This window comes from Actinomadura sp. NEAU-AAG7, from assembly GCF_018603865.1.
Lineage (GTDB): Bacteria > Actinomycetota > Actinomycetes > Streptosporangiales > Streptosporangiaceae > Spirillospora > Spirillospora litoris.
Genome location: NZ_JAHFZY010000008.1, coordinates 181,871 through 207,814 on the forward strand (window position 1 = coordinate 181,871; position 25,944 = coordinate 207,814).

A 25,944-nucleotide genomic window follows, 5' to 3' on the forward strand; every position below is an offset into this window, starting at 1 on the left:
CGGTTCGGGTCCGAGTTCGCGTCTTGGTTCGGGTCTCGATCCGGATACGCATGGCTCTCCCTCGTGGGTCGGAGAATATCCTCGGACCGCGAGGATAAGCCCTGACCAGCAAGGATGTCACTATGCAGACGAAGGACGCGTGGCGCGGAGGTGATGATCCGGCGTGGGCGCCGCACCCCGACCAGGGGGCGCGGCCGGCCCGCGCGCCCTCCGCGCACGCGAACTCCGCCCACGCGCACTCAGCCCGCGCGTTGCGGAACCAGGGGGCGCTGGCGGTGCTGCGGCACGTCCACGTCCACCCCTCGGTGACGCGGGCGGACGCGGCGCGCGCGCTCGGTCTGAGCAGCGGGTCGGCCACCGAGATCACCGCGCGGCTCAAGGCGGCGCGGCTGCTGGAGGAGGCCGCCCCCGCGCGGACCGGCGGGCGCGGCCGCCCCTCCCCCGCGCTGCGGGCGCATCCGGGCGGGCCGCTGGTGTGCGCGGTCGACATCAGCCACGAGCGGTGGTGGGTCGCGTGCGTCGAACTCGGCGGCGTCGTCGTCGAGTCGTCCTCGGGCACGCACACCCGGCGGGTGGACGTGCTCGACCTGGTCGCCGAGCGGGTGCGGGACGTGCACGACCGCTACGGGCGGCGGGTCCGCGCGGTGTCGGTGTCGGTCGCGGGGATCGTGCAGGGGACGACGGTCGTCCAGGCGTCGGGGCTCGGGTGGCGCGACGTCGACCTCGCGCGGCTGGCGCCGCCGGGCGTCGCGGTGCTGGTCGGCAACGACGCCTCGCTCGCCGGGCTGGCCGAGGCGCGGCGCGGGGCGGGCGCAGGCGCGCGCGTCGTGCTGCACCTGTCGGTCGAGGTCGGGGTGGGCGGCGTCCTCGTCGTGGACGGGCGCCCGATGGACGGCGCGACCGGCGCGGGCGGCGAGTTCGGCCACATGCCCTTCGGCGATCCAGCGCTGGAGTGCCCGTGCGGGGCGCGCGGCTGCTGGGACCTGGAGGTCGACGGGCGGGCCATGGCGCGCGCACTCGGCCGCCGCCCGCCGCGCGACCCGCGCGCGGCGGCCGACCAGATCATCAAGGCGGCGCGGACCGACCCGGCCGCGCGGGAGGCCGTCACCGCCGCCGCGCGGGCCCTCGGACGCGGCGCCGGAGCCCTCGTCAACGCGCTGGACCCCGGCATGGTGACGCTGTCCGGCCTGGCCGTCGACCTCGCGGTGACGGTGCCGAACGCGCTCGCGGACGGCTACGCGGCGGCCCTGATGCGGCACCGGCGGAGCGACCCGCCGCCCCTGGTGACCTCGGCGCTCGGGCCGCTGAGCCCGCTGACCGGCGCCGCCGACGCCGCGTTCGACGTGCTGCTGACCGGCGAGGGGCTCGACGGCTGGTCACACGCCTAGACACGGCCGGCGGGTCACGCGCGGCGCCACCGGGGGGTCGTTCCGGCGTCGTGGCGGCGGTGGTCCGGCGCCGCTTCGAGCGCCTTCTCCTCACCGCCCGGCGTGTAGGTGACGATCAGCCGGAGCGGGCGCCAGGTCTCGTTGTAGGTCGAGTGCCAGGCGCCCTTCGGGATGTGGACGGCGTCGCCCTCCCTGATCGTGAACGGCTCCCCGTCGTCCACCATCTGGGTCGCCTCGCCGGACACCACGTAGATGATCTCCTCGGCGGCCGGGTGGCGGTGCCGCGCGTGCCCTTCGCCCGGGTTGACGATCACCTCGCCGAACGTGCTGGACGCGCCGGGCACGCCGGTCGGGGTGACGAACCATTTGATCGACCCCCAGTCGAAGGTCATCGTGGCCACGTCGCCGGGCGTCAGCAGCATCAGGACTCCTCGTCGCCGGAGAGGGGGAGGTTCTTGAACGCGGCCGCCTGCGCGGTGATCGCGCGCTCGGTCGGCAGCCGCTCGACCGAGGAGGCGCCGAAGAACCCGACGACGCCCTCGGTGCGCTCCAGCACGTAGGCGGCGTCCTCGGGTTCGGCGATGGGGCCGCCGTGGCACAGCACCAGCACGTCCGGGCGGACGGCGTGCGCCGCGTCCCGCATGGCCTGCACCCGCGCGACCGCCTCGTCCAGCGTGAGCGCGGTGCCCGCGCCGATGCTGCCCTTGGCGGTCAGCCCGACGTGCGGGACGAGGACGTCGGCGCCCGCCTCCGCCATCGCCCGCGCCTGGTCCTCGTCGAACACGTAGGGCGCGGTGACCAGGTCGCGCTCGCGGGCGAGGCGGACCATCTCGACCTCCAGGCCGTAGCCCATCCCGGTCTCTTCGAGGTTCTGCCGGAACACCCCGTCGTAGAGGCCGACGGTCGGGAAGTTCTGCACGCCCGCGAAGCCCATCGCCTTCAACTGGTCGAGGAAGACGGGCATGAGGCGGAACGGGTCCGTGCCGCAGACACCGGCGAGGACGGGCGTGTCCCGCACGACCGGCAGCACCTCCGCGGCCATGTCCACGACGATCTGGTTCGCGTCGCCGTAGGGCAGCAGCCCGGCGAGCGACCCGCGCCCCGCCATCCGGTACCGGCCCGAGTTGTAGATGATGATCAGGTCGACGCCGCCGGACTCGGCGCACTTGGCCGACAGGCCCGTGCCCGCGCCCGCGCCGACGACCGGCTCGCCCGCCGCGACGGCGGCGCGCAGCCGCGCCAGGACGCTCTCGCGCTTCATGCCGCTCCCCCCGAGATCATCGCGTGCAGCCGCTCGGCCGCCGCCCGGCCGAACTCCGGATCGTTGACGTGCAGGTCGAGCGGCTCCCCGCCGAGCGCGGCGAAGCACGCCGCGTCGGCCGCCGCGTCCTCGAACGGCATGCCCGGCGCGTCCAGCGCCGACACCCCGCGCAGCGGGACCAGCAGCGCGGCGGGGCCGGTCGCGGCCGCGACCTTGGCGGCGACCCGGCCGCCGAGCTCCGCCATCTCCTCGGCCGTGGTCCGCATCAGCGTGACGGTCGGGTTGTGGACGTAGAGGTTGCGCCCCGCGAACCGCTCCGGGACGGTGTCGCGCGGCCCGAAGTTGACCATGTCGAGCGCGCCCGGCGCCACGACCTGCGGGATCCCGCGCCGCCCGGCCGCCGTCAGCCGGTCGGGGCCCGCCGACAGGACCCCGCCGACCAGGTCGTCGGCCAGCTCCGTCGTGGTCAGGTCGAGGACGCCCGCGAGGAGCCCGCTCGCGGCGAGGCCCTCCAGCGCCCGTCCGCCCGCGCCGGTCGCGTGGAAGACCAGCACCTCGTAGCCGAGCCGCTCCAGGCGCTCGCGCGCCGCGTCCACGGCCGGGGTCGTGACGCCGAACATCGAGGCGGCGACCAGCGGCCGCCCGTCCTCCTCCGGCTCGGCCCCCGACCCGGCCTGGGCGTGCGCCATCCCGGCCGCCGCGGCGGCGGCGTTGCCGAGGATGAGCCGCGACACCCGGTTGACGCCCGCGATGTCCACGACGCTGTAGGTGAGCGTCACGTCCTTGGCGCCCACGTACGGGGTGACGTCCCCGGACGCCATCGTGGACACGATCAGCTTGGGCAGCCCGATCGGCAGGTCCCGGACGGCGCGCGCCGCGATCGAGGACCCGCCGCTGCCGCCCACCGCGAGGACGGCGTCGACCCGTCCGGCGGCGTGCAGTTCGGCGAGCACGGCGGCCGCCCCCTCGCCCATCGCCGTCACGGCCGCGCCGCGGTCGCCCGCCTCGCGCAGCGCCTCCAGGGACGCGCCGCCCTCCCGCGCGACCCGCTCGGCGGGCACGTCCGGAACGATCCCCGGCGGCCCGGTGCCCGCGTCGACCACGACGGCCTCGCAGCCGAGGCCGCGCAGCCGCCCGCGCAGCCACCCGTACTCGGCGCCCTTGGTGTCGAGCGTCCCCACCAGCACGACCGTCGGCATCGGCTCCCCCTCCTCGCGGCGACGTCCCGGGTCCTACCCAAGATCAGCCGGTCGGGACCGGGGTCTCGGTGATCGCGCCGTCCGCCAGGTTCAGGACGCGGTCGGCCTCCGACAGCAGCGCCGGGTCGTGGGTGGCGACCAGCACGGTCACGCCCTCGCTGGCGACCAGCGCGTGCAGCAGCGGCATGATCGCGGCGGCGGTCTCGGAGTCGAGCTGGCCGGTGGGCTCGTCGGCGAGGACGAGCCGGGGCCGGTTGGCGAGCGCGCGGGCGATGGCGACGCGCTGGCGCTGCCCGCCCGACAGCTCGTAGGGGCGCTGCGCGGCGTGGTCGGCGAGCCCGACGAGGCCGAGCAGCACGCGGACCCGCTCGTCGCGCTCGGCGGGCGGTGTGCGCGCCAGCCGCAGCGGCACCTCGACGTTCTCGGCCGCCGACAGCACGGGGATCAGCCCGTGCGACTGGAACACGAACCCGATCGCGTCGCGGCGCAGCGCGAGCAGGGCGTCCTCGGAGAGCGCGGCGACCTCCCTCCCGTCCACGCGGACGGTGCCGCCGTCGGGCGTGTCGAGGCCGCCGATCAGGTTGAGCAGGGTCGTCTTGCCGGACCCGGAGCGCCCCTTGATCGCGACCAGCTCGCCGGGCGAGGCGGTGAAGCTCGCCCCGCGCAGCGCGTGGACCTCGTTCCTCCCCGTGCGGTAGGTCTTGCTCAGGTCCTCGACGACGACCATCGGGTCGGTCATTCGCCCTCCTCCGTCCGCTCGGTGCTCCGGCCGCCCGTGCTCCGGCCCGTGCTCCGGTCCGGCCAGACGCCGACGTGGTCGCTCTCCAGCGCGAGGCGGACGCGGTCGCGCATGTCGAGGGCCTGCGTGAACGCGCGCGGGAGCTGGACGCGCCCGGCGCGGTCGAGGACGGCGTACTCCTCGCTGACCCGCGTCCCGTCGGCCTCGTCGCGGCGGCGGACCTCGCTGCTGGTGCGGCCGTCGCGGATCCCGACCGTGCGGTCGACGCGCTCGGAGACCTGGGCGTCGTGGGTCACGACGATCGTGGTGGTGCCGAGCTCGCGGTTGACGCGGCGCAGCGCCCCGAACACCTCCTCGGCGGTGGTGCTGTCCAGCTCGCCGGTCGGCTCGTCGGCGAGCACGACGTGCGGCTCGTTCGCCACGGCGACCGCGATCGCGATGCGCTGCTGCTGCCCCCCCGACAGCTCGGCGGGACGCCGTCCGGCGCAGTCGCCGACGCCGAGCATGCCGAGCAGCTCCGACGCGCGGGAGACGCGGGCGCGCCGGGCCCGTCCGGCGAACCGCATCGGCAGCTCGACGTTCTGCGCGGCGGTCAGGTAGGGCAGCAGGTTCCGCTCGGTCTGCTGCCAGATGAACCCGACCTGCTCGCGGCGGAACCGCAGCCGCTCCTTGGACGCCATCGTCAGCAGGTCCGACCCGGCGACGCGGGCGACCCCGGCGGTCGGCACGTCCAGCCCCGACAGGATGTTGAGCAGCGTGGACTTGCCCGACCCGGACGCGCCGACGATGGCGACCAGCTCCCCGGGGTCGACGAGCAGGTCCAGGCCCTGCAACGCGACGACCTCGACGCCGTCGGTCTTGTAGATGCGCACCAGGTTGTCGCAGACGATGTGGGCGCCCTCGCCGAACGCGGGCCCGCGTTCGGCGGCGCGGCGCTCCAGCTCGGCGAGGTCGGGCGCGGCGGCCCTTCCAGGGCTCATGATCGGGTGCCCCTCCTCATCAGTCGCCCGTCCGCAGGACGGCGGCGAGGTCGTGCCGGGTGTCGAAGGCGCGGTCGATCGCCACCGCCGCCGCGGCGGCCAGCAGCAGCGCGGCCAGCAGGGCGGGCAGCGCCGCCGGGTCCACCGCGTGGTTGGAGACGGCGAAGCCGCCGGTGTAGGGGCGCAGGTCGACGACGGGTCCGGTGACGCCGGGCAGCACCAGCCCGAGCGCCCACCCGGCGCCGACCGCGCACAGCAGCACGGGACCGATCTCGACCAGCGCCAGCCGCCTGCTCTGCCGCCGGGTCAGCCCGAGCACCTGGAGGTGCGCGAGGCCCCGGCCCCGGGCGCGGGCCTCCACGACCAGCACCAGCAGGACGGCGAGCAGCCCGTAGGCGCCGCCGATGAGCGCGGCGTCCCGGAAGGAGTCCTGGACGACGCGGACCATCGGCGCCCGCGTCATGCCGCGCAGCACGTCCCGCCGGATCTCGACCTTCTTGTACGGGTCGCCGCCCATGGTGCCCGGCGGCAGCGACGCCTCCAGCGCGCCGCGCAGCGCGGCCTCCCCGGGCTCGCCGCGCACGAACACCGTGCTCGGCACCTTCTCGGTGCCGGTCAGCGACCGGAACGGGACGACGACGAACGAGCCGCCGTGCTGCTCGCCGGGGAAGTCCTCGATCCGGCCGGACGGCTCGACGCGGATCTCCGGGAAGTTGGGGCTGCTCAGCGTCATCGGCCTCATGCCGAGCTCGCGGGCGGCGGCCGGGGACAGCAGCGCGCCGCGCGGGTGCGCCGGGAGGCGGCCGGGCGAGATCCGCTGGTAGGCGTCCAGGTCGACGGCGATGAGCGTGACCCGGGCGGGTCCGGAGGCGGGCCGCACCGCCCGGACCACCCGCGCCGGGACCGCGTCCTTCACGCCGGGCACCTCGCGGACGCGGTCGACGGCCTTCTGGTCGAGCAGCTCGGCGGAGATCCGGGCGTCGGCGCCGACCGCCGCCCACGCGGCGCGGTCGTGGCCGCGGTCCAGCGCGGCCTCGACGCTCCCGGCGAACCCGGCGACGGCGGCGGCGAGCAGCAGCACGACCATCGGCAGCGCGCTGACGACGTTCTGCCGGGACGCGCGGGCGACGCCGATGAAGGCGACCGCGCCCGAGCCGCGCCGCAGCGCCCGTCCGAGCCCGGCCAGCAGGTAGGGGTAGACGCGCAGCACGACCACCCCGCAGGCCGCCCCGAGCAGCACCGGGACGGCGGCGATCAGCGGGTCGCCGCCCGCGCCCGCGCCGCGCTCGCGCAGCAGCACGACCCCGGTCACCGCGAGGACGATCAGCAGCCCCTCCAGCACGAGCCGCCGCCGCGACGGGCGCGCGCCGACGAGGTCGTCGCGCCCGGCGGTGATCTGGGTGGCGCCGCCGAACTCGCGCACGATCACGGCGACCGGCAGCACGAGGACGAGGACGACCAGCCCGCCCGCCGCGTAGGCCGACAGCGCCTGCGGCGGGCCGGTGCCGAGGAGGAGGCCGAGTCCGGCGCCGAGCGCGGCGGCGGGCAGCACCGCGAGCGCGAGCAGCCCGCACGCGGGCCCGGCGAGCTGCCGGAGCGACGCTCCGCGCGCCCGCATCGTGACCAGCGCGGGCCTCAGCCTGCGTCCGAGCAGACCGGCGCCGAGCAGCAGCACGCCCGCCGCGATCGCGGCGACGCCGCTGAGCGTCAGCCCGTTCACCGCCTTCGCCGATCGGAGCTGGCCCCCGTAGGCCTTGAGCGGGGCGTCCAGCTCGGTGGCGACCGCGCATTCGAACAGGTCGGTGCGGCCCTTGACGGCCACGTGGTACGCCTCGATGTCGGCGGCCAGCCCGGACACGCGCGCGGAGTCGATACCGTCCGGTTTGAGGGGGAACCGCCAGGTGACGAACAGCCGCCGGTCGGGCGCGCCGTGCGCGATCCGCCAGTACCCGCCGCCGCTGAGCAGCGCCGCGCCGGTGTGGACGCGGACGCCCTCGCCGCGCAGCTCCGTCCGGACGCGGAGCAGGTCGGCGCGCGACGCCCAGTACGGGTCGGCGGCGTCGCGCGGCACGTAGATCCCGCTGACCGTCGCCCGGAGGTCGCCGAGCGGCAGCGCCGTCCCGACCCGGTAGCCGAACTTGTCCGCGTACGGCTTGGGCAGGGCGATCTGGACGGCGCGTCCGTGGTCGGGGGTGGAGTCGGAGGGCATGTCCTGCGGCGGCACGCCGGCGACGAACCGGACGCGCCTGGTCGCGCCCGGATCCCACGCCAGCGTCACCAGGCGCGGTTCGAGGAACTCCCCGCCGATCCGGTTCTCGGTGGTGGTGACGTAGGGCTCCGGCGGGCCGACGGCGTCGCTCAGGTGCTGCGGGAGGATCCCGTACCAGGTCGCCGACCGCACGGACACATCGTCCGACAGCGGGAGGTAGCGGGCGACGGTGGCGGCGTCCTGGCGTCCCTCGACCCGGATGTCGGCGCCCGCCACCGTCGCCCGCGCGGCGCGGTCGTAGCCGCCCGCCACCCGGGCCGGGACGGTCACGGCGAGCAGCGCGGTGACCAGCGTCAGCACGGCCACGGCGGCGATCGGCGGCCACTGCGCGCGGGCGAGCCGCAGCCAGGGCCGGTTCAGGGGACGGTTCATCGGTCCTCCCCGGCGCGCAGCCCGGCCCCGGGGTCGCGGCGCCGCAGCATCCGGATCACCAGCGGCAGCACCAGGCCGAACACGGCGGCGACCCCGGCGAGCATCGCCAGCACCACGGGCCACTGGACGATCAGCTCGGCGGGCGGGTACGGCGGCGCCGCCTGCACGCTGAGCACGATGTGCGGGATCACCAGCCGCGCGACGACCAGGCCGAGCGCCAGCCCGCCGGCCAGCCCGATCGCGACCAGGAACGCCTGCTCGACGGCCAGCATCCCGGTCATCTGCCGGGGATGGACGCCGAGCACCCGCAGGACGGCGAACTCGCGCGCCCGCTCCCGCACCGACACCGCCGCGTTCACCGCGAACGCGATCACGGCGAAGACCAGCGCGGCGCCGAAGCCGAGCACGAGCGCGCCCTGGAGCGCGGCGCCGAGCGGCGCGTCCCGCAGCCGGGAGCGCAGCGCGGCGCGGTCGCCGCTGACCGTGCCCCAGGCGGGATGGTCGGTCATCGCCCGCGCGGCGGGCGCGGTGCGGGCGCCGCGCACGCTCGCCCACCACTCGCCCGGGTCGGTGCTGCCCGGCGCGGCGCTCGCGGCGGCGAGCCGCGACTCGGTCAGCGTCGGCAGGTCCACCAGCACGCCGGGGCGGTCGGGCGGCGTGCCCGGCAGCGCCCGGACGATCCCGACCACCTTGACGGGCTGGGCGCCGTCGGCGGTGTCGAGCGTCAGCGTGCCGCCGACCCCGACCCGCGCGCGCCGCGCGGCCTCGCTCGTGACGACGCCCGGCACCGCGGGCTGGAGGTGCTCGTCGCCGCGCGGGCGCATACCCGGCGGCGCCGCCGTGGCGACCATGGCGTGCAGGGTCTCGCCGGTGCCGATGTCCCAGCCGCCGAGCGGCGAGCTCGCCGCGATCGGCAGCGTCAGCGCCGCGCCCTTGGCGGTCAGCCGCGGCGTCTCGGCTCCGAGGACGGGGTCCCGCATCAGGTTCCAGCGGACCCCGGCGGGGGCGGTCGCCGCGCCCGTGCCCTCGCCCCGCAGGCCCAGCAGGGACAGTTCGAGCGGCCCCGACCTGTCGTTGTCGTCGTAGACGTAGTGCAGGCCGCGCAGCGACAGCGGGTAGGCCGGCGCGCCGTCCGGACCGGCGAGTGCGGCGGCGTCCACGGCGACGGTCCGGGCGCGTCCGTCGGGGCGCAGCCCGGCGAGCGTGACCCGCTGGGTCAGCCCGTGCGCGTCCTCGATGGTCGCCTCCGCCTGGTAGACCCCCGTGGGCGCCGGGGGCGCCTGCTGGCCGTCCTCAAGCGGCGGGGGCTTGCCGGGGCGCTTGCGGAGCCGCAGGTCGAAGAGCAGCCGCGCGGGGCGGCCCGGGACGGTGAGCGCGGGCACGGCCGGGCGGGCCCGCGCCAGCTCACCGAGCCGCATGTCCTTCCGCAGTGCCGGTTGGACCCGCAGGACCGGCTCCAGCGCGCGCGTGTCGGCGGCGAGGAGGGTCGAGGCCGTCGTGCCGATGTTGACCTCCCTGCGCAGCACCGCCGTGGAGGCCGTGACGCCGGGCAGCGACGCGAACCGTCCGCCCTGGCCCAGCACGGACGGGCCGCCCGGCTTGTCCGTCCGCTCCAGCCGCAGGTCGGCACCGGTCTGGAAGTCGGCCTGGTCGGTCTGGGACCGCCGCCACGTCGCGATCGTCGTCACCGACAGCACCCCGACCGCCATCGCCATGACCAGCAGCAGCGCCGGGCCCGCGTACCGCAGCGGGCGGCGGCTGACCTGCCGCGCGCCGAGCGCGGGCGCGAGGCCCCGCCCGCCGGCGGTGGCGCGCTCGGCCACCCGCGAGGCGACCGGCACGAGCTTCAGCAGCAGGACGCCGCCGGCGAGCAGCGCCAGCGCGGGCCCGGACACGATGACCGGGTCGATGCCCGAGGCGTCGCCGCCCGCGCCGTCCGCCCCGTACTTCGACAGCTGCCAGACCGACAGCGCGGCGACCAGCAGCAGCGCGAGGTCGATGCCCGAGCCGCGCAGGCGGCCCCGGGCCGTCCGACCGATCCCGGCCTGGACCTCCACGAACGTGGCGTTCGCGCCGCGCAGCGTCGGGACCGCCAGGGCGATCGCGCCGGCCAGCGACGCCAGCACGGCCACGCCCCACAGCGGCGCGAGCGGCCCGGCGTCCAGGTCGAGCCCGGACGCGCGGACGGCCGGCGCCCTGCCCGCGAGCCGCAGCAGCGGACCGGCCAGCAGCGGGCCCAGCACGGCGGCGGGCAGCACGATCAGCAGGCCCTCGGTCAGGGTGAGCCGGGCGAGCTGGCGCATCCCGATGCCCCGGGTGCGCAGCAGCGCGACCTCGCCGCGCCGGTGCTCGGCGAGCAGCCGCGCCACCAGCACCCACGCGTACCCGGCGAGCAGGACGAGCTGGATCACCGGGATCAGCATCGTGGACCGCGCCACCATCACCGCGCCGTGCAGCTGCCCGGTCAGCACCGGCAGGCTCGTCACGGTCGTGAACTGGCCGCCGCCCGCCTTCTCGATGGTGGCGCGGGTGCCCTCCACCCGGTCGCCGAGGCCGCCGAGCGACCCCGCCTCCAGGCTTCGCAGGTCGGGCATGACCGTCCAGCGGGCGTCCGCGCCGGTGCCGGTGAAGCGGGCCGCGAACACCGGCGGCGGCACCACGAACGGCCCGTAGGTGGTGTAGTCGAGCCGCTCGGTCCCGGTCGTGACCAGCCGGTCGCCCTGCCAGAAGTAGTCGTCCCGGTGGTTGACCTCGAACAATCCGACGATCTTCACCTTGACCACCGACGCCGTGTCGACGCGGCCGCGCAGCGTCAGCGCGTCGCCGACCCCGACCCGCATCGCCCGCGCCGCCGCGGCCGGCAGAACGGCCTCGACCTCGGCGTTCGGCGCCGTGTTCGCATTCGACCACCGCCCGCCCGCCAGCCGCGCGTGCCCTTCGATGCCGGAATAGGTCTCGAAAGCGGTGAGCTCCGGATGCTCGCTTTTCTCCTGACCGGGCAGCGTGTAGGAATCGCTGCGCACCCCGACCGAAACCGTCAGCGGGACGTCGCGGTAGATCTGGCGCAGCGCGGCGTCCACCTGCTTCTGCGCCGCGTCGAGCCCGCCGCCCGGGACGTGCCCGGCGATCCGCGTCCCGGCCGTGTCGAAGGTCGCCTCGGCGAGCGTGCGCCGCAGCCCCTCGCGCGTCACCGACCCCGTGTAGCCGAACAGCGCGGCGAGCACGGTCGTCGCGAACAGCGCCGTCGCGCACGCGGCCAGGACCAGGGTCCGGTCACCGGCCATCCGCCTGATCACCAGCTCCGGATGCCGCATAGACGCCGATGATCAATGACCCGCACAGGGGCCGACAAGGCCGCAGTCTCTTTCTTTTACGTTTCGCAACATTTCATCGTTCTGCGGAAACCATTTCCGTGACCACTTCCTCACTGTTCGAGTTGGCCACGGAATTTCCGGGGCGGATGGGGCGCACGGCACGGCAATTACCGGCTCGGGCGTCAGCCGAACCGGGAGGGCCCCGCGTCCTTCTCGGCGCGGCGCAGGAAGGCGGCCGGCTCCGCGGAGGCGCCCTCGGCGCGGCACGCGGCGAACCGCGCCTCGCCCAGCGCCGCGCGCGCCGCCCCGGCGACGCGGTCGATGTCCTCGCGTTCGGCCGGGCCCGGACGCAGCCCGGCCGCCGCGCGGACCTCCGCCGCCCTGCCGAGCAGCTCCGCCGCCTCCGCGTGCCCGCCGGCCATGCTCCGCGCGCCCGCCAGCCCTTCGAGCGCGAACGCCAGGTCCCGGGGCGCCTCCAGGCGGATCGCGACGGCCAGCGCGTCGCGCTGGAACGCCAGCGCCGCCGCCGCGTCGCCGCGCGCCTGCGCGACATGCCCGAGCCCGGTCTGGACGAGCGGCAGGAACAGCGGCGGGAAGCCGTCCTCGGGGACGGCGTCCAGCAGCCGGGTCAGCCGCTCCTCGGCGTCGTCGAGCTGACCGTCGCGGCGCGCCGCCAGCCCGAGCCCGATCTCGGCGAACGTCACCGCCTGCGCGTGCCCCTGCTCGCCCGCGATCCGCAGCGCCCGCCCGAACAGCCGCCGCGCGTCCCCCTGCTCGCCGCGCAGGTGCGCGACCCAGCCGCGCCACGCCAGCCGGGCGGCGGCGTCCGGCCACAGGTGCAGCTCCTCCGCCATCCGCTGCGCGTCGCCCAGCAGCCGGTCGGCCCGGTCGTAGTCGCCGGTCAGCTCCGCCGTCGCGCCCAGCCACTCCAGCGCGAGCGAGCGCCCCCAGTCGTCGCCGAGGTCGCCGAACAGCGCGGCGGCGCGCTCGGTGTCGCGCGCCAGCCGGGCCGGGTCGGCGTGGGCGTGCGCCTGCTTGGCGCGCAGCAGCAGCGCGGCCGCCTCGCCCCACCGGTCGCCGGACGCCCGGAACGCGGCGAGCGCCTCGTCCAGCACCCCGGCCGCCGCGGCGACGTCGTCGACCTCGAACCCGGCGAAGGTGAGGAACCAGCGGGCCCACGCGCCGAGCGCGGCGTCGCCGGTCGCGTCGGCGGCCTCCAGCGCCGCCGCGCGCCGCGCCGGCCAGCCGGGGCCGGGCCGGGCGAGCGTGCCGAGCCCGGCCCGCCACGTCAGCGCCCGCGCCCGCGCGGCGGGCGGGCCGCCCTCCAGCGCGAGCGCCGCGTCCAGCGACCGCAGCGCCTCCGACAGCCTGCCGCGCAGGAACCAGTACCACGACAGCGCGCTCGCCAGCCGCAGCGCCGCCTCGGCGTCACCGCCCGCGACGGCGGTGTCGAGCGCGGCGCGCAGGTTGGCGGTCTCGACGTCCAGGACGCGCAGCCACCGCGCCTGCCCCCCGCCGCGCAGCCGGGCCTCGGCCCGCTCGGCGAGCCCGAGGTGGTACCGGACGTGCCGCTCCCGGGCCCGCCCGTCCTCGCCCGCCTCCCGCAGCCGGTCGGCGGCGTAGGCGGCGACGGACTCCAGCAGCCGGTACCGGGGCCCCTCCCCCGGCCGCTCCGACATGATCACCAGTGACCGGTCCACCAGCCGGGCGAGCAGGTCCAGCACGTCCTCGGCGGCGACGTCCGCGCCCGCGCACACGGCCTCGGCGGACTCGACCGCGCAGCCGTCCGCGTGCACCGACAGCCGTCGCAGCACGGCCCGCTCCAGCCCGGTGAGCAGGTCCCAGCTCCAGCCGATCATCGCGGTCAGCGTCCGCTGCCTCTCCGGGACGTCGCGGTGGCCGCCCGCCAGCAGCCGGAACCGGTCGTCCAGCCGCGCCACGAGCCCCTCGACACCGAGCGTCCGCACCCGGGTCGCGGCCAGCTCCAGCGCCAGCGGGATCCCGTCGAGCCTGCGGCACAGCACCGCGACCGCCGGGGCCGTGCCCGCGTCCAGCCGGAACTCCCGCGAGGCCGCGCTCGCCCGCGCCGCGAAGAACCGCACGGCGCCGGCCCGCGCCGCCGCGTCCGCCGCGTCGTCAGGACCCGGCACCTCCAGCGGCGGCACGGCCCACACCACCTCGCCCGGCAGCCCGAGCGGCTCCCGGCTCGTGGCGAGGATCCGCACGCCCGGCACCCGCCGCAGCAGCCGCCCGGCCAGCTCCGCCGCCTGCTCCACGACGTGCTCGCAGTTGTCCAGGACGAGCAGCAGCCGGCGCGCCCCGAGCGCCGCCGCGAGCCGGTCCAGCGGCGCCGCCGGTGCGCCGGGCCGGTCCCGCACGTCCAGGATCGCCGTGACCGCCTCCGCGACCGTCGACCCGTCGAACCCGGCCAGCTCCGCCATCCACACCCCGTCGGCGAACTCCTCCACGAGCCCCGCCGCCGTCTCCACCGCCAGCCGCGTCTTGCCGACCCCGCCCGGCCCGGTCAGCGTGACCAACCGGTCGGTCCCGAGCCGGGCGCGGACCTCGGCGACCGCCGCGTCCCGCCCGATCAGCTCCCCCGGCGGGACGGGCAGGTTCGACCGGGGCCCCTCCGGCACGTCCAGCGCCGGGTCCTGCGTGAGGATCGCCCGCTGGAGGCCCGCGATCCCGGCCCCCGGATCGAGTCCCAGCTCCTCGGCGAGCAGTACGCGCAGCCGCTCGTAGCTCTCCAGCGCCTCGTTCTGCCGCCCCGCCCGGTACAGCGCCCGCATGTGCACGGCCCGCAACCGCTCCCGCAGCGGACGGGCCTCGACGGCCTCCCCCAGCTCCCCGGCCAGCGCACCGTGCTCCCCCAGCGCGAGCCGCGCCTCGGCGTGCTCCTCCAGGGCCGTCCACCGCAACTCGTCCAACCGCGCGACGGCCGCATGCATGAACGGCTCGTCGGCGAGGTCGGCGTAGGCGTCGCCCCGCCACAACGCCAGCGCCTCACCCAGCAACCGCGCCCTGGCCCTCACATCCTCGACACCGCGCGCGTCGTCGACGAGCCGTTGGAACCGCCGCGCGTCCACCCGCTCCTCGGCCACCTCCAGCAGGTGCCCCGCCGGGCGCGACACCACCAGCGCCCGCGCGCCGGGCTCCGCGTCCTCCAGCACCCGCCGCAACTGCGACACCTTCGCCGACAGCGCCCCCGCCGGATTGCCGGGCGGCGCGTCCCCCCACAGGTCGTCGATCAACCGGTCCGCCGGGACGGGCCGCCCCTCGTGCGCGAGCAGGTCCGCCAGCAGCGCCCTCACCTTGATCCCGGGCACCGCGACGAGCCGCCCGTCATCGGCCCACACCGCGAGCGGCCCCAGCACCCCGAAACGCATGAGCCGCACCCTAACCCCCAGGTCCCGCGAACAGGACCGTAAGAATCCCGTAAAACGGTCCGGGCAGTGTGGGGTCCATCGGCACCGCGGAGGGGCCGGTCGGACGGCCCCTCCCACCACGCAGCTGGGAGCAGACCATGCGCAAGATCATCAACTCGACGTACATCTCGCTCGACGGGGTCATCGAGAACCCGCAGAACTGGACGTCGGCCTACTTCCAGGACGAGGCCGCCGCCTACGCCAGCGAGCTGCTGTTCTCCTGCGACGCCATGGTGATGGGCCGGACCACCTACGACGGGTTCTCGGAGGTGTGGCCCGCGATGGAGGAGGCGACCGGCGACTTCGGCGTGCGGATGAACACCATCGAGCACGTCGTCGTCTCCGACACGCTCGACAAGCCCACCTGGAGCAACACCACCGTCGTCAGGCGCGCCGACGCGGTCGCGGAGATCGGGGCGCTCAAGGAGCGCGACGGCCAGGACATCCTGCAGTACGGGTTCGGCGCGGTGACGCGGACGCTGATCGAGGGCGGGCTGCTGGACGAGCTGCGCCTGTGGATCCACCCGGTCATCGTGGGCGCCGGCGACCCGGCCGAGCTGCTCGCCCGCAAGGACTTCGCCGCCGCGTTCGAGCTGGCCGGCACCACCGCGTTCAAGAGCGGCGTGCTGATCGCGACCTACGTGCCCACCGGGAGGTAGGTCCGGAGCGGGCGGCCCGCGGGCCGCCCGCCGGTCAGACGTACTGGTCGAGCAGGGTCCGGAGGATGTCGGGCGTGCGGGACGGGGGCTCGGCCTGGACGCCCAGCCGGTTCATCACGTCGCGGTAGCGGACGACCTCGGCGTTGCGGTCGGGGTAGAGGGCCCCGGCGAGCTGCTCCAGGTAGACGACGTCGGGCAGTTCCGGCTCGGCGAAGCGCAGTATCGTCACCGGGCCGCCCTCGGCGGCGTGGCCGCCGGAGGCGAACGGCAGCACCTGGACGGTGATGTTCGGCTCGGCCGACACCTTGATCAGGTGCTGGAGCTGGAGCCGCATCGTCAGGGCGCCGCCCACCAGGCGGCGGACGACGGCCTCGTCGAGCACCGCCCAGAACTTCACCGGGGACGGGCGGGTCAGGATGCGCTGGCGGAGCATGCACAGCTCGACGCGGCGCTCGATCTCGGTCTCGGAGGCGTCGATGTGCCGGGCGCGCAGCAGGGCGCGGGCGTAGTCCTCGGTCTGGAGCAGCTCGGGGACGGCCTGGATCTCGTAGGCGCGGATGACCTCGGCGCCCTGCTCCAGCCCGAGGCACGGCTCGAACCAGCTCGACACGACGTCGCTGTAGGGCTGCCACCAGCCGGGCGCGTTGGCCTGCTCGGCCAGTTGCAGCAGCGGGTCGCGGCGGGCGGCGTCGGTCACGCCGTAGAGCGTGAGGAGGTCGGCGACGTCGCGCTCCTTGAAGCCGACCCGGCCCAGCTCCATCCGGCTGATCTTGGAGTGGGAGCCGCGGATCTCATAGCCGGCGGCCTCGGTGGAGATGCCGGCCCGCTCGCGCAGCCGGCGGAGCTGCGCGCCGACCAGCATCCGCAGGACGGTGGGCCCGGCCAGCTCACGTCCCTGCGCGGCGGGGACGTCAGGGATGGCGGGCACGCCGGGTCCAGATGGCGGGTCTCCCACGGGGGACGCCTCCTCAGGGGCGCGAGAAATTCCTGCCTTCACGGCAAAGTTACTCGCCGCCGGGGGCGACGACCAAGACCCAGAACACCGCTCGGTGTACCGTTTCGGCCCTGACCTGGCACGATGCGTCCCAGAGAAAAAATCCGAAAAGGGTCGTCCGCGATGTCGATCCGGCCGCCCGCCCTTCGACGCGTCCGTGAAGGCCGGGGAGAGCCCGGACACGGGACCAGGAGGCATCACGATGCGGTTCATGCTGATGACGACGGACGGCGGCGGCGGCGAGGAGGTCCCGCAGGACGAGAGGCTCCAGGCGGAGATGGGCGCGTTCATCGCGGAGATGTCCAGGTCGGGCGTGCTGCTGGCGACCGGCGGGCTGGAGCCGCACGGCACCCGGATCACCTCCTCGGGCGGGAAGGTGACCGTGACCGACGGGCCGTTCGCCGAGTCCAAGGAGGGCGTCGTCGGCTTCGCGCTGATCGAGGTGCGGACGCGGGAGGAGGCGGTCGAGCTGTCCCGCCGCTTCTACCGGATCGTCGGCGACGGTGAGGGCGTCATCAAGCAGGTCTTCGGCCCGGAGGACGCCGCCCCCGGCGCGTGACCCCGGCGCGGGCGGCGGCCCGCGCCGCCCAGGGCCGCGCCGCCGCCCCGGGGCCGCGCCGCCGCCCGGACTTGCGCGCGGGCCCGTGCGGGTGCTGTCATCGGCGGCGTGACGGCCTCTGACGTGCACGCGAGCATCGACGCGGTGTGGCGGATGGAGTCCGCGCGGATCATCGCCGGGCTCGCGCGCCTGCTGCGCGATGTCGGGCTCGCCGAGGAGATCGCGCAGGACGCGCTGGTCGCCGCCCTCGAACAGTGGCCCGGGTCGGGCGTCCCGGACAACCCGGGCGCCTGGCTCATGGCCGTCGGCAAGCGCCGCGCCATCGACCGGATCCGCCGCGAGCAGCGGCTGGAGGCCAAGCTCACCGAGATCGGGCACGGGCTGGAGCCCGAGGCGCGGGAGGCGCCGGCCGAGTTCGACCTCGCCGAGGACGCCGAGCCCATCGAGGACGACGTGCTCCGGCTGGTGTTCACCGCCTGCCATCCGGTGCTGTCCACGCAGGCCAGGGTCGCGCTGACGCTGCGGATGCTGGGCGGGCTGACCACCGAGGAGATCGCGCGGGCGTTCCTTGTCCCCGAGCCGACGGTGGCGCAGCGGATCGTCCGGGCGAAGCGGACGCTGGCGGAGGCCCGCGTGCCGTTCGAGGTGCCGGAGGGGCCCGAGCGCGCGGCGCGGCTGTCCTCGGTGCTGGAGGTCATCTACCTGATCTTCAACGAGGGGTACGCGGCGACCGCGGGCGAGGCGTGGGTCCGGACGGACCTGTGCCAGGAGGCGCTGCGCCTCGGCCGCGTCCTCGCCGGGCTGGTCCCCGGCGAGCCGGAGGCGCACGGGCTCGCCGCGCTGATGGAGATCCAGGCGTCCCGGACGCGGGCGCGGACCGGGCCGTCCGGCGAGCCCGTCCCGCTGCGCGACCAGGACCGCGCGCTCTGGGATCGGCTGCTCATCCGCCGCGGGTTCGCCGCGCTGCTGCGCGCGCGGGAGATCGGCGAGCCGCCGGGCCCGTACGTGCTCCAGGCCGCGATCGCCGCGTCCCACGCGCAGGCCCCCACCGCCGCCGAGACCGACTGGGCGCAGATCGCCGCGCTCTACGAGGTGCTCGCGCGGGTCGCGCCGTCCCCGGTCGTGGAGCTGAACCGGGCGGTCGCGGTCGGCATGGCCGAGGGCCCCGAGCGTGGCCTCGCGCTCGTGGACGCGGTCGCCGCCGAGCCGTCGCTGCGCGGCTACCACCTGCTGCCGAGCGTCCGCGGCGACCTGCTCGCCCGGCTCGGACGGCCGGAGGAGGCCAGGACGGAGTTCGAGCGCGCCGCGGAACTGACCCGCAACGCGCCCGAACGGAAGGTGCTGCTCGCCCGCGCCGCCTCCCTCGGCGCCCCCTGAGACCCCGCCTCAGTAGTCGCGGACGGTGAAGGAGTCGACGATCTCGCCGAAGTCCTGGAAGTCGATCCGAGCCGTGCCCGCGGCCGTGTCCTCGGCCGTCCCGCCCATGGCCGCGCTCCGCTGCGCGTCGACCCGCGCCATGTTGGTCAGCGCGAGCCCCTGGTTGGCGGCGACGTATCCGCGCAGCGCCGACTCGTAGGCGGCGAACGCGGCGCGGTGGTCGCCGCCCGCCGCCTTCAGCTCCCCCGCCAGGACGTACGCCCCGACCATCGCCATGCTCGTGCCCTGCCCGGACAGCGGCGACCCGCAGTACCCGGCGTCCCCCAGCAGGACGACCCGGCCCCGCGACCAGCGGTCCATGTGGATCTGCGCCATCGAGTCGAAGTGGAAGTCCGCCGCGTCCCACATGCTGTCGAGGAGCTGCGGGACGACCCAGCCGCCGCCCGCCATCGCGTCCTCCATCAGCTTCTTCTGCGCCGCCGTGTCGCGGTGGTCGTAGGCGACCGGCTCGTCGCACTCGAAGCCCATGTAGACGCGGATCTCGGCGTTGCCGCGCACGCTCATGACGCCGCCGCCCCAGGCGCTGCCCGGCATCTGGTGGAACACCTGCCAGCGGTCCAGGCCGAGGAAGTTCGGGGCCGTCCACACCGACAGGTACTTGCCGAGGTGGGTGATGTGGTCGCGCTCGGGTCCGAAGACCAGCGAGCGGGTGGTGGAGTGCAGGCCGTCGGCGCCGACGACCAGGTCGAACGTCCGGGTGAGGCCGCTGCGGAAGGTCACCCGGACGGCGTCCTCGTCCTGGTCGAGCGCGGCGATCGAGTCGCCGAACAGGTACTCGACGCCGTCGCCCGCCGCGTCCGCGAGGATCCGCGACAGGTCGTCGCGGAGGATCTCGATGTCGGGGCCGCCCAGGTCGCCGCCGGTGATCGTGTACTCCTCGCTGCGGAACAGCTCGTCGCCGTTCGCGTCCACCATGGACATGCCGCGCATCTGGACGCGGCGCGCGCGGATCTCCTCCAGCACGCCCATCCGCCCGGCGACCTCCAGCGCCGGGCCCCGCACGTCGACCGCCTGGCCGCCCGCGCGCAGCCCCCGGGCCAGCTCGACGACCGTGACGTCGAAGCCGTGGCGGTCCAGCCAGTAGGCGAGCGCGGGCCCGCCGACGCCGGCACCGGAGATCAGGACGGTCTTGCTGGTCGTGGCGTCGGCGTTCCGCATCGTCTGCTCCCGTTGCTCCGGGCGGGATCGGTCTCCCGCTCGCACGACCGAAGCCTCGGCGGGGGCGCTGACGGGCCGCGCACCGTCCACGCACCGCCGCTGACCACCGCTGACCGGGCTCTGAACAGGCGCTGCCCTACTCGCCGTCCTCGCCGGTGTAGCCGTGGGCGGCGTCGAGCTGCTCCCAGGCGACCTGGAGGAGGGCGGCGCGCTTCTCGTCGGGGTCGCCCTCCATGTGGCTGGCGGCGAACGTGCCGAAGTAGACGGTGAACAGGGCGCTGAGGGTGCGGACCTGCTCGACCATGCCCGCGTCGGGGACGGTGAGGAGCGCGCCCAGCGCCCGCATGCGGTCGCGGAAGCCGTCGGCGCTCCCCCGGGACCGCAGCGCGGCCTGGTTCTCCTGGAGGAACCGGAACACCGGCGCGCCGGTGTCGAGCGCCTCGTTCAGGCGGCGCAGCACCTCGCGGCGGGTCGCGCGGGTGGCGGGCTGGCCCTGGCCCCAGGCGATCAGGTCGTCGACCGGGCGGCCGATGTCCTCGATCAGGCTGGTGACGATGTCCTCCTTGGTGCGGAAGTGGTAGTAGAGCGCCGCCTTGGTGACCTCCAGCCGCTCGGCGATCTCGCGCAGCGAGGTCTGGTCGTAGCCGCGTTCGAGGAACAGCTCCAGCGCGACGTGCTGGATCCGCTCGCGGGTGTCCTTGCGGCGCGTCTGGGGGCGGGTCACGGTCGTCTCCTCCGCTCGTCCTAGGACCAAGATACCGCCTCAACTTACTTGACGCCCGGCTAGTTAGCGCCGACACTCGAACCGTTAACTTGCCGGGCGGCAAGTAAGTATCGAGAGCGAGGAGCGACCGACCATGACCCCCCAGGCACCCCCTCAGGACGGGCCGGGCCAGGGCCGCAACCTGTACGTCGTCATCGGCGCCGTGCTGATCGCGATGCTGCTGGCCTCGCTCGACAACCTGATCCTCGGCACCGCGATGCCGGGCATCGTCAGCGACCTCGGCGGCCTCGGCCACCTGTCCTGGGTCGTGACCGCGTACACGCTCGCGACCGCCGTCTCCACGCCCGTCTGGGGCAAGCTCGGCGACATGTACGGGCGCAAGGGCGCCTTCCTCACCGCGATCGTGATCTTCCTGACCGGGTCGGCGCTGGCCGGGATGTCGCAGGACATGACCCAGCTCATCGGCTTCCGGGCGATCCAGGGGCTCGGCGCGGGCGGGCTGATGGTCGGCGCGCTGGCGATCATCAGCAGCCTGGTCCCGCCCCGCGACCAGGGCCGCTACCAGGGCATGATCTCCGGCGTGATGGGGCTGGCGATGATCGCGGGGCCGCTGGTCGGCGGCGCGATCACCGACCACCTCGGCTGGCGCTGGTGCTTCTATGTGAACCTGCCGCTCGGCCTGCTCGCGCTGTTCATGATCTCGACCGTCCTGCACCTGCCGAAGCAGCGCTCGCAGGCCCGGATCGACTACCTCGGCGTCGCGCTGCTGGCCACCACGATCTCCTCGGTCGTGCTGGTCACCACGTGGGGCGGCGCCGAGTACGCGTGGACGTCGGGCGTGATCATCGGTCTCGGCGCGCTCGCGGTGGCCGCCGGCGTCGCGTTCGTGGTCGCCGAGCGGCGCGCCGCCGAGCCCGTCCTGCCGCTGAAGCTGTTCCGCAACGCCAACTTCACCGTCGTCACGGTCATCGGGTTCCTGCTCGGCTTCGCGATGTTCGGCGCGATGACCTACCTGCCGCTGTTCCAGCAGGCCGTGCAGGGCTCGTCCGCGACGAACGCGGGCCTGCTCGGCATGCCGCTGTTCCTCGCGATGGTCGCCGTCAACATGGTCGCCGGGCCCGTCATCTCCCGGACGGGCCGCTACAAGGCGTTCATCGTCACGGGCGGTGCGCTGCTGACCACCGGTCTCGCGCTGCTGGCGACCATGGACACCGCGACCTCGCGGCTCACCACCGGCGCGTTCATGGCGCTGGTCGGCGCCGGGATCGGCTGCCTCATGCAGACGACGCTGCTGGTCTCGCTGCACAGCGTCGAGCGCGCCGACCTCGGGGTCGGCTCGTCCACCGCCACGCTCGCCCGGACGATCGGCGGCTCGGTCGGCGTCTCGATCGTCGGCGCGCTGTTCGCCGGGCGCGTCCGCGACATCATGGCCGAGCGCGGCTACGCCGCCGCCACCGAGGGCTCCGCGCAACTGGACGCGGCGGGCCTGCGGACGCTGCCCGCCGGGGTCCGCGACGCCTACCGGCACGCGGTGGCGGGCGGCGTCCACCAGGGGTTCCTGGTCGCGACGGGCGTGGGCGTGCTGGCGTTCGCGCTGGCGTGGCTGGTCAGGCAGGTGCCGCTCGACAAGGAGGCGGCACGGGACGGCGAGGGCGCGGACGCCGCCGAGCACGCCCGCACCTGACGGGCATCCCGCGGAACGCGCCGGGCCCGCCCTCCGTGCCGCCGAAGCCTGGTAGGGATGGAATCCGAGCCCGGCACACGCGGGAAGGGGAACGCAGGGTGATCTTTCGTTCGGACGTCGAGGCCGCCGCGGAGCGGATCGCGGGACGGGTCCGCAGGACGCCGCTGCCGGCCGTCGCGCCCGGCCCGCTCCTCCCCGGGTCGCCGGGGGCACCCGGGGAGGCGGCGCGGATCTGGCTGAAGCTGGAGCTCATCCAGCACACCGGATCGTTCAAGGCGCGGGGCGCGTTCAACCACATCCTCGCCGCGCGGGAGGCGGGACGGCTGCCCGCCGCCGGCGTCGTCGCGGCCTCGGGCGGCAACGCGGGCCTCGCGTTCGCGCACGCGGCGGCGCGGGTGGGGGTGCCCGCCGAGGTGTTCGTGCCGGAGACGGCGCCGCCGGTGAAGGTCGCGGGGCTGCGGGCGCTCGGCGCGCGCGTCGTGCGGGTCGGCACCCGCTACGCCGAGGCGCAGGAGGCCGCCGCCAAGCGCGCCGCCGACACCGGCGCGCTGGCCTGCCACGCCTACGACCAGCCCGCCGTCTGCGCCGGCCAGGGCACGCTCGGCCTGGAGATCGCGGAGCAGACCGGCGGCGAGGTCGACACCGTCCTGCTGGCGGTCGGCGGCGGCGGGCTGATGGCGGGCGTCGCGGCGGCGCTGGAGGGCCGCGCGCGGGTCGTCGGCGTCGAGCCCGAGAACTGCCCGACGCTCGACCGGGCCCTGGCCGCCGGGGAGCCCGTGGACGTGGCGGTCTCCGGCGTCGCCGCCGACTCCCTCGGCGCCACCCGGCTCGGCGGCATCGCCCACGGCGTGGCCGCGCGGACGGGCGCCGGATCGGTCCTCGTCACCGACGCGGCGATCGTCGAGGCCCGCCGCCTCCTGTGGCGCGAGTACCGGCTGGCCGTCGAGCACGGCACCGCCGCGGCCGTGGCCGCGCTGCGCACCGGCGCCTACCGTCCGGCGCCCGGCGAGCGCGTGGTGGTCGTGCTGTGCGGGGCCAACACCGACCCCTCGGACCTGGCCCCGCAGGCGTCCTCGTAGGCGGTCAGGGGCCGGTGCGGGCGAACCGGAGCGGCAGCGGGCGCAGCGGCGGGCCCGGCTCGGCGGGGCCCGTCGGCGACTGCGTCCCGCAGAGCGCCTGGATCACGTGCGCGCCGAGCGCGCTGTCGATCGGGTCGGGCAGCGGGGCGCCGTCGGCGTCCAGCCGCTGGTACTTCATGAGGTTGAAGCCGAACGCGACCTGGCGGCCGCCGTCGGCGCTGGACAGCGCCTGCGTCCCGGCGCCGAAGACCGCGCCGTCGTGGCCCCAGAACGTGCCGCACGGCAGGTTCACGGAGTAGATGCCGAGGCCGTACTTCATCAGCACGTCGCCGTCGGGGTCCTTGACCGGGACGGTCTGCTGCATCTGCGCCAGCGACAGCCGGTTGACGAGGCCGCCGGTGAGGAGCGTCCGGTAGAAGCGGTTGAGGTCGTCCGTGGTGGAGACCAGCGCGCCCGCCGTCCAGGCCCAGCTCATGTCGAACACGCTGTAGTCGCGCGGCGGGTTCACGTGCTGGTACAGCGACTCGTACATCCGCGGGTGCGCCCCGTGGACGTAGGGCCCGGTCGGGAAGTAGGTGTGCTTCAGCCCGGCCTTCCGGATGACCTCGCGGGTGATGTACTCCTCCGCCTTGGTCCCCGTGACCTTCTCCAGGAGCAGCCCGGCGATGACGTAGTTGGTGTTGGAGTAGGACCAGCGCTCGCCCGGGTCGCCGGTGGGAGGCGCCGCCAGGCCCCAGGCGACGAGCTGCTCGGGACGGACCTTCCTGAAGCGCTCCCTGTCGAGGTCGGCGGGCGAGAGGTCGGCCAGGGAGGGGAACGCGTTGACGACGTAGTCGCCGATGCCGCTGGTGTGGTTCAGCAGCATCCGCACGGTGACCTGCCGCCCGCGCTGGCCGGGGAACAGGTCGGGCAGGTAGGTGCCGATCGGCGCGTCCAGGACGACGCGCCCCCGCTCCACCTGCTGGAGGATCGCCGTGGCGACGAACGTCTTGGTGATGCTGCCGACGCGCGTCCGCATGCCGGAGGCGGCGGGACGTCCCGTCGCGGTGTCGGCGACCCCCGACGCGCCGCTCCAGCGCCGGTCGCCGTCCCGGACGGAGGAGAAGATCCCGTACATGCCCGCCGCGTGGACGGCGTCCAGCGTGGCGCGCAGGTTCGCGGGGGCGACCCCGGTCGCGGAGGCGGGCGGGGTGGCCGCGGGCGGCGCCGCGGCCGCCAGCGGGACGCCCGTCATGTCCGCGGGCCCGGGTGAGGGGGAGGGCAGCATCGCCGTCGCCGGCCCCTGGAGCAGTCCGAGCGTGAGCACCGCGGTGACCCCCACCGCGATCGCGCGCCTGGACCCGGCTGCCGTGCGCCGCCCGCGCCGCCCCGTCGACCACCCCGTCGACCGCCTCGCCGTCATCCTCGTCTCTCTCCAGTTCGCGCCGAACGCCCATTGCAGTCTTGTCGGACATCACCCAGACTGTCATCCCACCGCGGGAGGAGATCGACCTACCGCTGAAGTCGTCGTGACATTCCGACGATGTCGCCGACGAGCCGGGCCGCGCGTGGACTGGACCGGTCCCGGCCGGGCGGGCCGGGACCCGGGACGGCTCAGCCCAGCAGGTCGGCCAGCGTCTCGCGGCGGGACGGGTGGCGCAGCTTGTGCATGCCCTTGGACTCGATCTGCCGGATGCGCTCGCGCGTCACCCCGTAGACCTTGCCGACCTCCTCCAGCGTCTTCGGCTCGCCCCCCGCCAGCCCGAACCGCATCGAGATGACGCCCGCCTCGCGCTCGGTCAGCGTCTCCAGGACGGCGTCGAGGCGGCCGCGCAGCATCGAGGTCGCGACCACGTCGGCGGGGTCGCCGCCGTCGGGGTCCTCGATGACGTCGCCGAGTTCGCCGTCGCCGTCCTCGCCGAGCGGGGTGTGCAGGGACAGCGGCTCGCGGGACTGGCGCCGCAGCCACTCGACCTTCTCGGTGGTGACGTCCAGCTCGACGGCGAGTTCGGCCGAGGTCGGCTCCCGGCCGAGGTCCTGCGCCATCGTGCGGCGCAGCCGGGTCATCCGGTTGAGGACCTCGACGACGTGCACGGGGATGCGGATCGTGCGGCTCTGGTCGGCGAGCGCCCGGCTGATCGCCTGCTTGATCCACCAGACGGCGTAGGTGGAGAACTTCAGGCCGCGCCGGTACTCGAACTTCTCGACCGCGCGGATCAGGCCGAGGTTGCCCTCCTGGACCAGGTCGTTCAGCGGCAGGCCGTGGCCCATGTAGCGCTTGGCGAGCGAGACGACCAGGCGCAGGTTGGCCTCGACCATGTGCTCCTTGGCGCGGCGGCCGTCGGCGGCGATCCAGGCCAGGTCGTCGCGGTCCTGCTCGCTGAGCAGCGGGCCGCGGGTCTCCAGCCGCTCGCGCGCGAACAGCCCCGCCTCGATGCGCTTGGCCAGGTCGACCTCCTGCTCGGCGGTCAGCAGCGCGGTGCGTCCGATGCGGGACAGGTAGTCCTTCATCGGGTCGATGAGATCGCGGGTCACGGCCGCGCCACGGGGGGACGGCACGCGGGGGGACGCGCTGGGGGCGTGGCTGGCGTTCAGGGTGGTGTCCTTTGCTCGTCCGGCCGGGAGGGAACGGGTCACCCCGTTCGGGTACCCGGGACCCTCAAGACCTAAACTTAGATCCGACCTAGAAATATGTCAAGAACAAACTTAGGTCGAAGTATG

General features: G+C 75.4%; 18 protein-coding genes and 1 pseudogene. 6 read left to right on the forward strand and 13 right to left on the reverse strand.

Annotation, left to right across the window (positions count from 1 at the left end):
- Positions 1-122: 122 nt before the first annotated feature.
- A complete protein-coding gene (locus KLI87_RS33135) occupies positions 123-1,388 on the forward strand; it encodes an ROK family transcriptional regulator (protein WP_156220000.1) in 1,266 nt (421 codons plus the stop codon).
- A gap of 14 nt (positions 1,389-1,402) precedes the next feature.
- On the opposite strand, the gene KLI87_RS33140 is transcribed toward KLI87_RS33135, so the two are convergent.
- The 8 genes from KLI87_RS33140 to KLI87_RS33175 all read right to left on the reverse strand — a co-directional run bounded on the left by KLI87_RS33140 (position 1,403) and on the right by KLI87_RS33175 (position 14,911).
- Positions 1,403-1,810, reverse strand: coding sequence for a cupin domain-containing protein (locus KLI87_RS33140; RefSeq protein WP_156219999.1), 408 nt, complete (start codon positions 1,808-1,810; stop codon positions 1,403-1,405).
- Positions 1,810-2,649: a phosphoenolpyruvate hydrolase family protein gene (locus KLI87_RS33145; protein ID WP_214620197.1), complete on the reverse strand. Its 840-nt coding sequence runs from the start codon at positions 2,647-2,649 to the stop codon at positions 1,810-1,812. Before KLI87_RS33145 ends, KLI87_RS33140 begins: the two co-directional genes overlap by 1 nt.
- The gene (locus tag KLI87_RS33150; RefSeq protein WP_214620198.1) at positions 2,646-3,848 is read right to left on the reverse strand and encodes a Tm-1-like ATP-binding domain-containing protein; all 1,203 of its coding nucleotides are present in this window, start codon (positions 3,846-3,848) and stop codon (positions 2,646-2,648) included. Before KLI87_RS33150 ends, KLI87_RS33145 begins: the two co-directional genes overlap by 4 nt.
- A 43-nt stretch (positions 3,849-3,891) precedes the next feature.
- Complete coding sequence (locus tag KLI87_RS33155; RefSeq protein WP_246250657.1) at positions 3,892-4,587, reverse strand: ABC transporter ATP-binding protein; 696 nt, start codon at positions 4,585-4,587, stop codon at positions 3,892-3,894.
- Complete coding sequence (locus KLI87_RS33160; protein WP_214620199.1) at positions 4,584-5,567, reverse strand: ABC transporter ATP-binding protein; 984 nt, start codon at positions 5,565-5,567, stop codon at positions 4,584-4,586. The genes KLI87_RS33155 and KLI87_RS33160 overlap by 4 nt, the downstream gene beginning before the upstream one ends.
- Before the next feature lie 19 nt (positions 5,568-5,586).
- Complete coding sequence (locus KLI87_RS33165; protein ID WP_214620200.1) at positions 5,587-8,208, reverse strand: FtsX-like permease family protein; 2,622 nt, start codon at positions 8,206-8,208, stop codon at positions 5,587-5,589.
- The gene (locus tag KLI87_RS33170; protein WP_214620201.1) at positions 8,205-11,522 is read right to left on the reverse strand and encodes an ABC transporter permease; all 3,318 of its coding nucleotides are present in this window, start codon (positions 11,520-11,522) and stop codon (positions 8,205-8,207) included. The genes KLI87_RS33165 and KLI87_RS33170 overlap by 4 nt, the downstream gene beginning before the upstream one ends.
- Before the next feature lie 182 nt (positions 11,523-11,704).
- Positions 11,705-14,911 carry a BTAD domain-containing putative transcriptional regulator gene (locus KLI87_RS33175; protein ID WP_214620202.1) on the reverse strand — a complete coding sequence of 1,069 codons (3,207 nt, stop codon included), beginning with the start codon at positions 14,909-14,911 and terminating at the stop codon, positions 11,705-11,707.
- 137 nt (positions 14,912-15,048) lie between these two features.
- On the opposite strand from KLI87_RS33175, the gene KLI87_RS33180 reads away from it, so the two are divergent.
- Positions 15,049-15,609 (forward strand): dihydrofolate reductase family protein, encoded by a 561-nt coding sequence (locus tag KLI87_RS33180; protein ID WP_214620203.1) that lies wholly within the window; start codon positions 15,049-15,051, stop codon positions 15,607-15,609.
- A 34-nt stretch (positions 15,610-15,643) separates the two neighbouring features.
- Here KLI87_RS33180 and KLI87_RS33185 read toward each other — a convergent pair whose 3' ends face one another.
- Positions 15,644-16,537 (reverse strand): helix-turn-helix domain-containing protein, encoded by an 894-nt coding sequence (locus KLI87_RS33185; RefSeq protein WP_374225493.1) that lies wholly within the window; start codon positions 16,535-16,537, stop codon positions 15,644-15,646.
- Positions 16,538-16,814: 277 nt separating this feature from the next.
- On the opposite strand from KLI87_RS33185, the gene KLI87_RS33190 reads away from it, so the two are divergent.
- Positions 16,815-17,162, forward strand: coding sequence for a YciI family protein (locus tag KLI87_RS33190; RefSeq protein ID WP_250904500.1), 348 nt, complete (start codon positions 16,815-16,817; stop codon positions 17,160-17,162).
- 153 nt (positions 17,163-17,315) lie between these two features.
- Complete coding sequence (locus KLI87_RS33195) at positions 17,316-18,539, forward strand: RNA polymerase sigma factor (protein ID WP_156220165.1); 1,224 nt, start codon at positions 17,316-17,318, stop codon at positions 18,537-18,539.
- Between the two features lie 9 nt (positions 18,540-18,548).
- Here the strand turns inward: KLI87_RS33195 and KLI87_RS33200 are convergent, their stop codons facing one another.
- Both KLI87_RS33200 and KLI87_RS40625 read right to left on the reverse strand, forming a co-directional pair.
- Positions 18,549-19,757 (reverse strand): FAD-dependent monooxygenase, encoded by a 1,209-nt coding sequence (locus tag KLI87_RS33200; protein ID WP_156219977.1) that lies wholly within the window; start codon positions 19,755-19,757, stop codon positions 18,549-18,551.
- 136 nt (positions 19,758-19,893) lie between these two features.
- Positions 19,894-20,481, reverse strand: coding sequence for a helix-turn-helix domain-containing protein (locus tag KLI87_RS40625; RefSeq protein ID WP_308166379.1), 588 nt, complete (start codon positions 20,479-20,481; stop codon positions 19,894-19,896).
- Between the two features lie 133 nt (positions 20,482-20,614).
- Between KLI87_RS40625 and KLI87_RS33210 the strand changes: the two genes are divergently transcribed.
- On the forward strand, positions 20,615-22,165 hold the full coding sequence (locus tag KLI87_RS33210; RefSeq protein ID WP_214620205.1) for an MDR family MFS transporter: 1,551 nt from the start codon (positions 20,615-20,617) through the stop codon (positions 22,163-22,165).
- Between the two features lie 98 nt (positions 22,166-22,263).
- Positions 22,264-23,244 carry a threonine/serine dehydratase gene (locus KLI87_RS33215; protein ID WP_308166381.1) on the forward strand — a complete coding sequence of 327 codons (981 nt, stop codon included), beginning with the start codon at positions 22,264-22,266 and terminating at the stop codon, positions 23,242-23,244.
- Between the two features lie 4 nt (positions 23,245-23,248).
- Here KLI87_RS33215 and KLI87_RS33220 read toward each other — a convergent pair whose 3' ends face one another.
- Together KLI87_RS33220 and KLI87_RS33225 are read right to left on the reverse strand one after the other, a co-directional pair.
- Positions 23,249-24,550 (reverse strand): serine hydrolase domain-containing protein, encoded by a 1,302-nt coding sequence (locus KLI87_RS33220; RefSeq protein ID WP_308166383.1) that lies wholly within the window; start codon positions 24,548-24,550, stop codon positions 23,249-23,251.
- Between the two features lie 287 nt (positions 24,551-24,837).
- Positions 24,838-25,740 (reverse strand): annotated as a pseudogene (locus KLI87_RS33225) (RNA polymerase sigma factor); the annotation flags it as partial.
- Positions 25,741-25,944 lie beyond the last annotated feature (204 nt).

Coding starts and splice junctions, on each gene's coding strand:
- KLI87_RS33190 (WP_250904500.1), top strand. CDS start 16,815: ATGCTGATGACGACGGACGGCGGCGGCGGCGAGGAGGTCCCGCAGGAC.
- KLI87_RS33155 (WP_246250657.1), bottom strand. CDS start 4,587: ATGACCGACCCGATGGTCGTCGTCGAGGACCTGAGCAAGACCTACCGC.
- KLI87_RS33195 (WP_156220165.1), top strand. CDS start 17,316: ATGGAGTCCGCGCGGATCATCGCCGGGCTCGCGCGCCTGCTGCGCGAT.
- KLI87_RS33180 (WP_214620203.1), top strand. CDS start 15,049: ATGCGCAAGATCATCAACTCGACGTACATCTCGCTCGACGGGGTCATC.
- KLI87_RS33140 (WP_156219999.1), bottom strand. CDS start 1,810: ATGCTGCTGACGCCCGGCGACGTGGCCACGATGACCTTCGACTGGGGG.
- KLI87_RS33210 (WP_214620205.1), top strand. CDS start 20,615: ATGACCCCCCAGGCACCCCCTCAGGACGGGCCGGGCCAGGGCCGCAAC.
- KLI87_RS33150 (WP_214620198.1), bottom strand. CDS start 3,848: ATGCCGACGGTCGTGCTGGTGGGGACGCTCGACACCAAGGGCGCCGAG.
- KLI87_RS33165 (WP_214620200.1), bottom strand. CDS start 8,208: ATGAACCGTCCCCTGAACCGGCCCTGGCTGCGGCTCGCCCGCGCGCAG.
- KLI87_RS33160 (WP_214620199.1), bottom strand. CDS start 5,567: ATGAGCCCTGGAAGGGCCGCCGCGCCCGACCTCGCCGAGCTGGAGCGC.
- KLI87_RS33135 (WP_156220000.1), top strand. CDS start 123: ATGCAGACGAAGGACGCGTGGCGCGGAGGTGATGATCCGGCGTGGGCG.
- KLI87_RS33170 (WP_214620201.1), bottom strand. CDS start 11,522: ATGCGGCATCCGGAGCTGGTGATCAGGCGGATGGCCGGTGACCGGACC.
- KLI87_RS33175 (WP_214620202.1), bottom strand. CDS start 14,911: ATGCGTTTCGGGGTGCTGGGGCCGCTCGCGGTGTGGGCCGATGACGGG.
- KLI87_RS33200 (WP_156219977.1), bottom strand. CDS start 19,757: ATGCGGAACGCCGACGCCACGACCAGCAAGACCGTCCTGATCTCCGGT.
- KLI87_RS33145 (WP_214620197.1), bottom strand. CDS start 2,649: ATGAAGCGCGAGAGCGTCCTGGCGCGGCTGCGCGCCGCCGTCGCGGCG.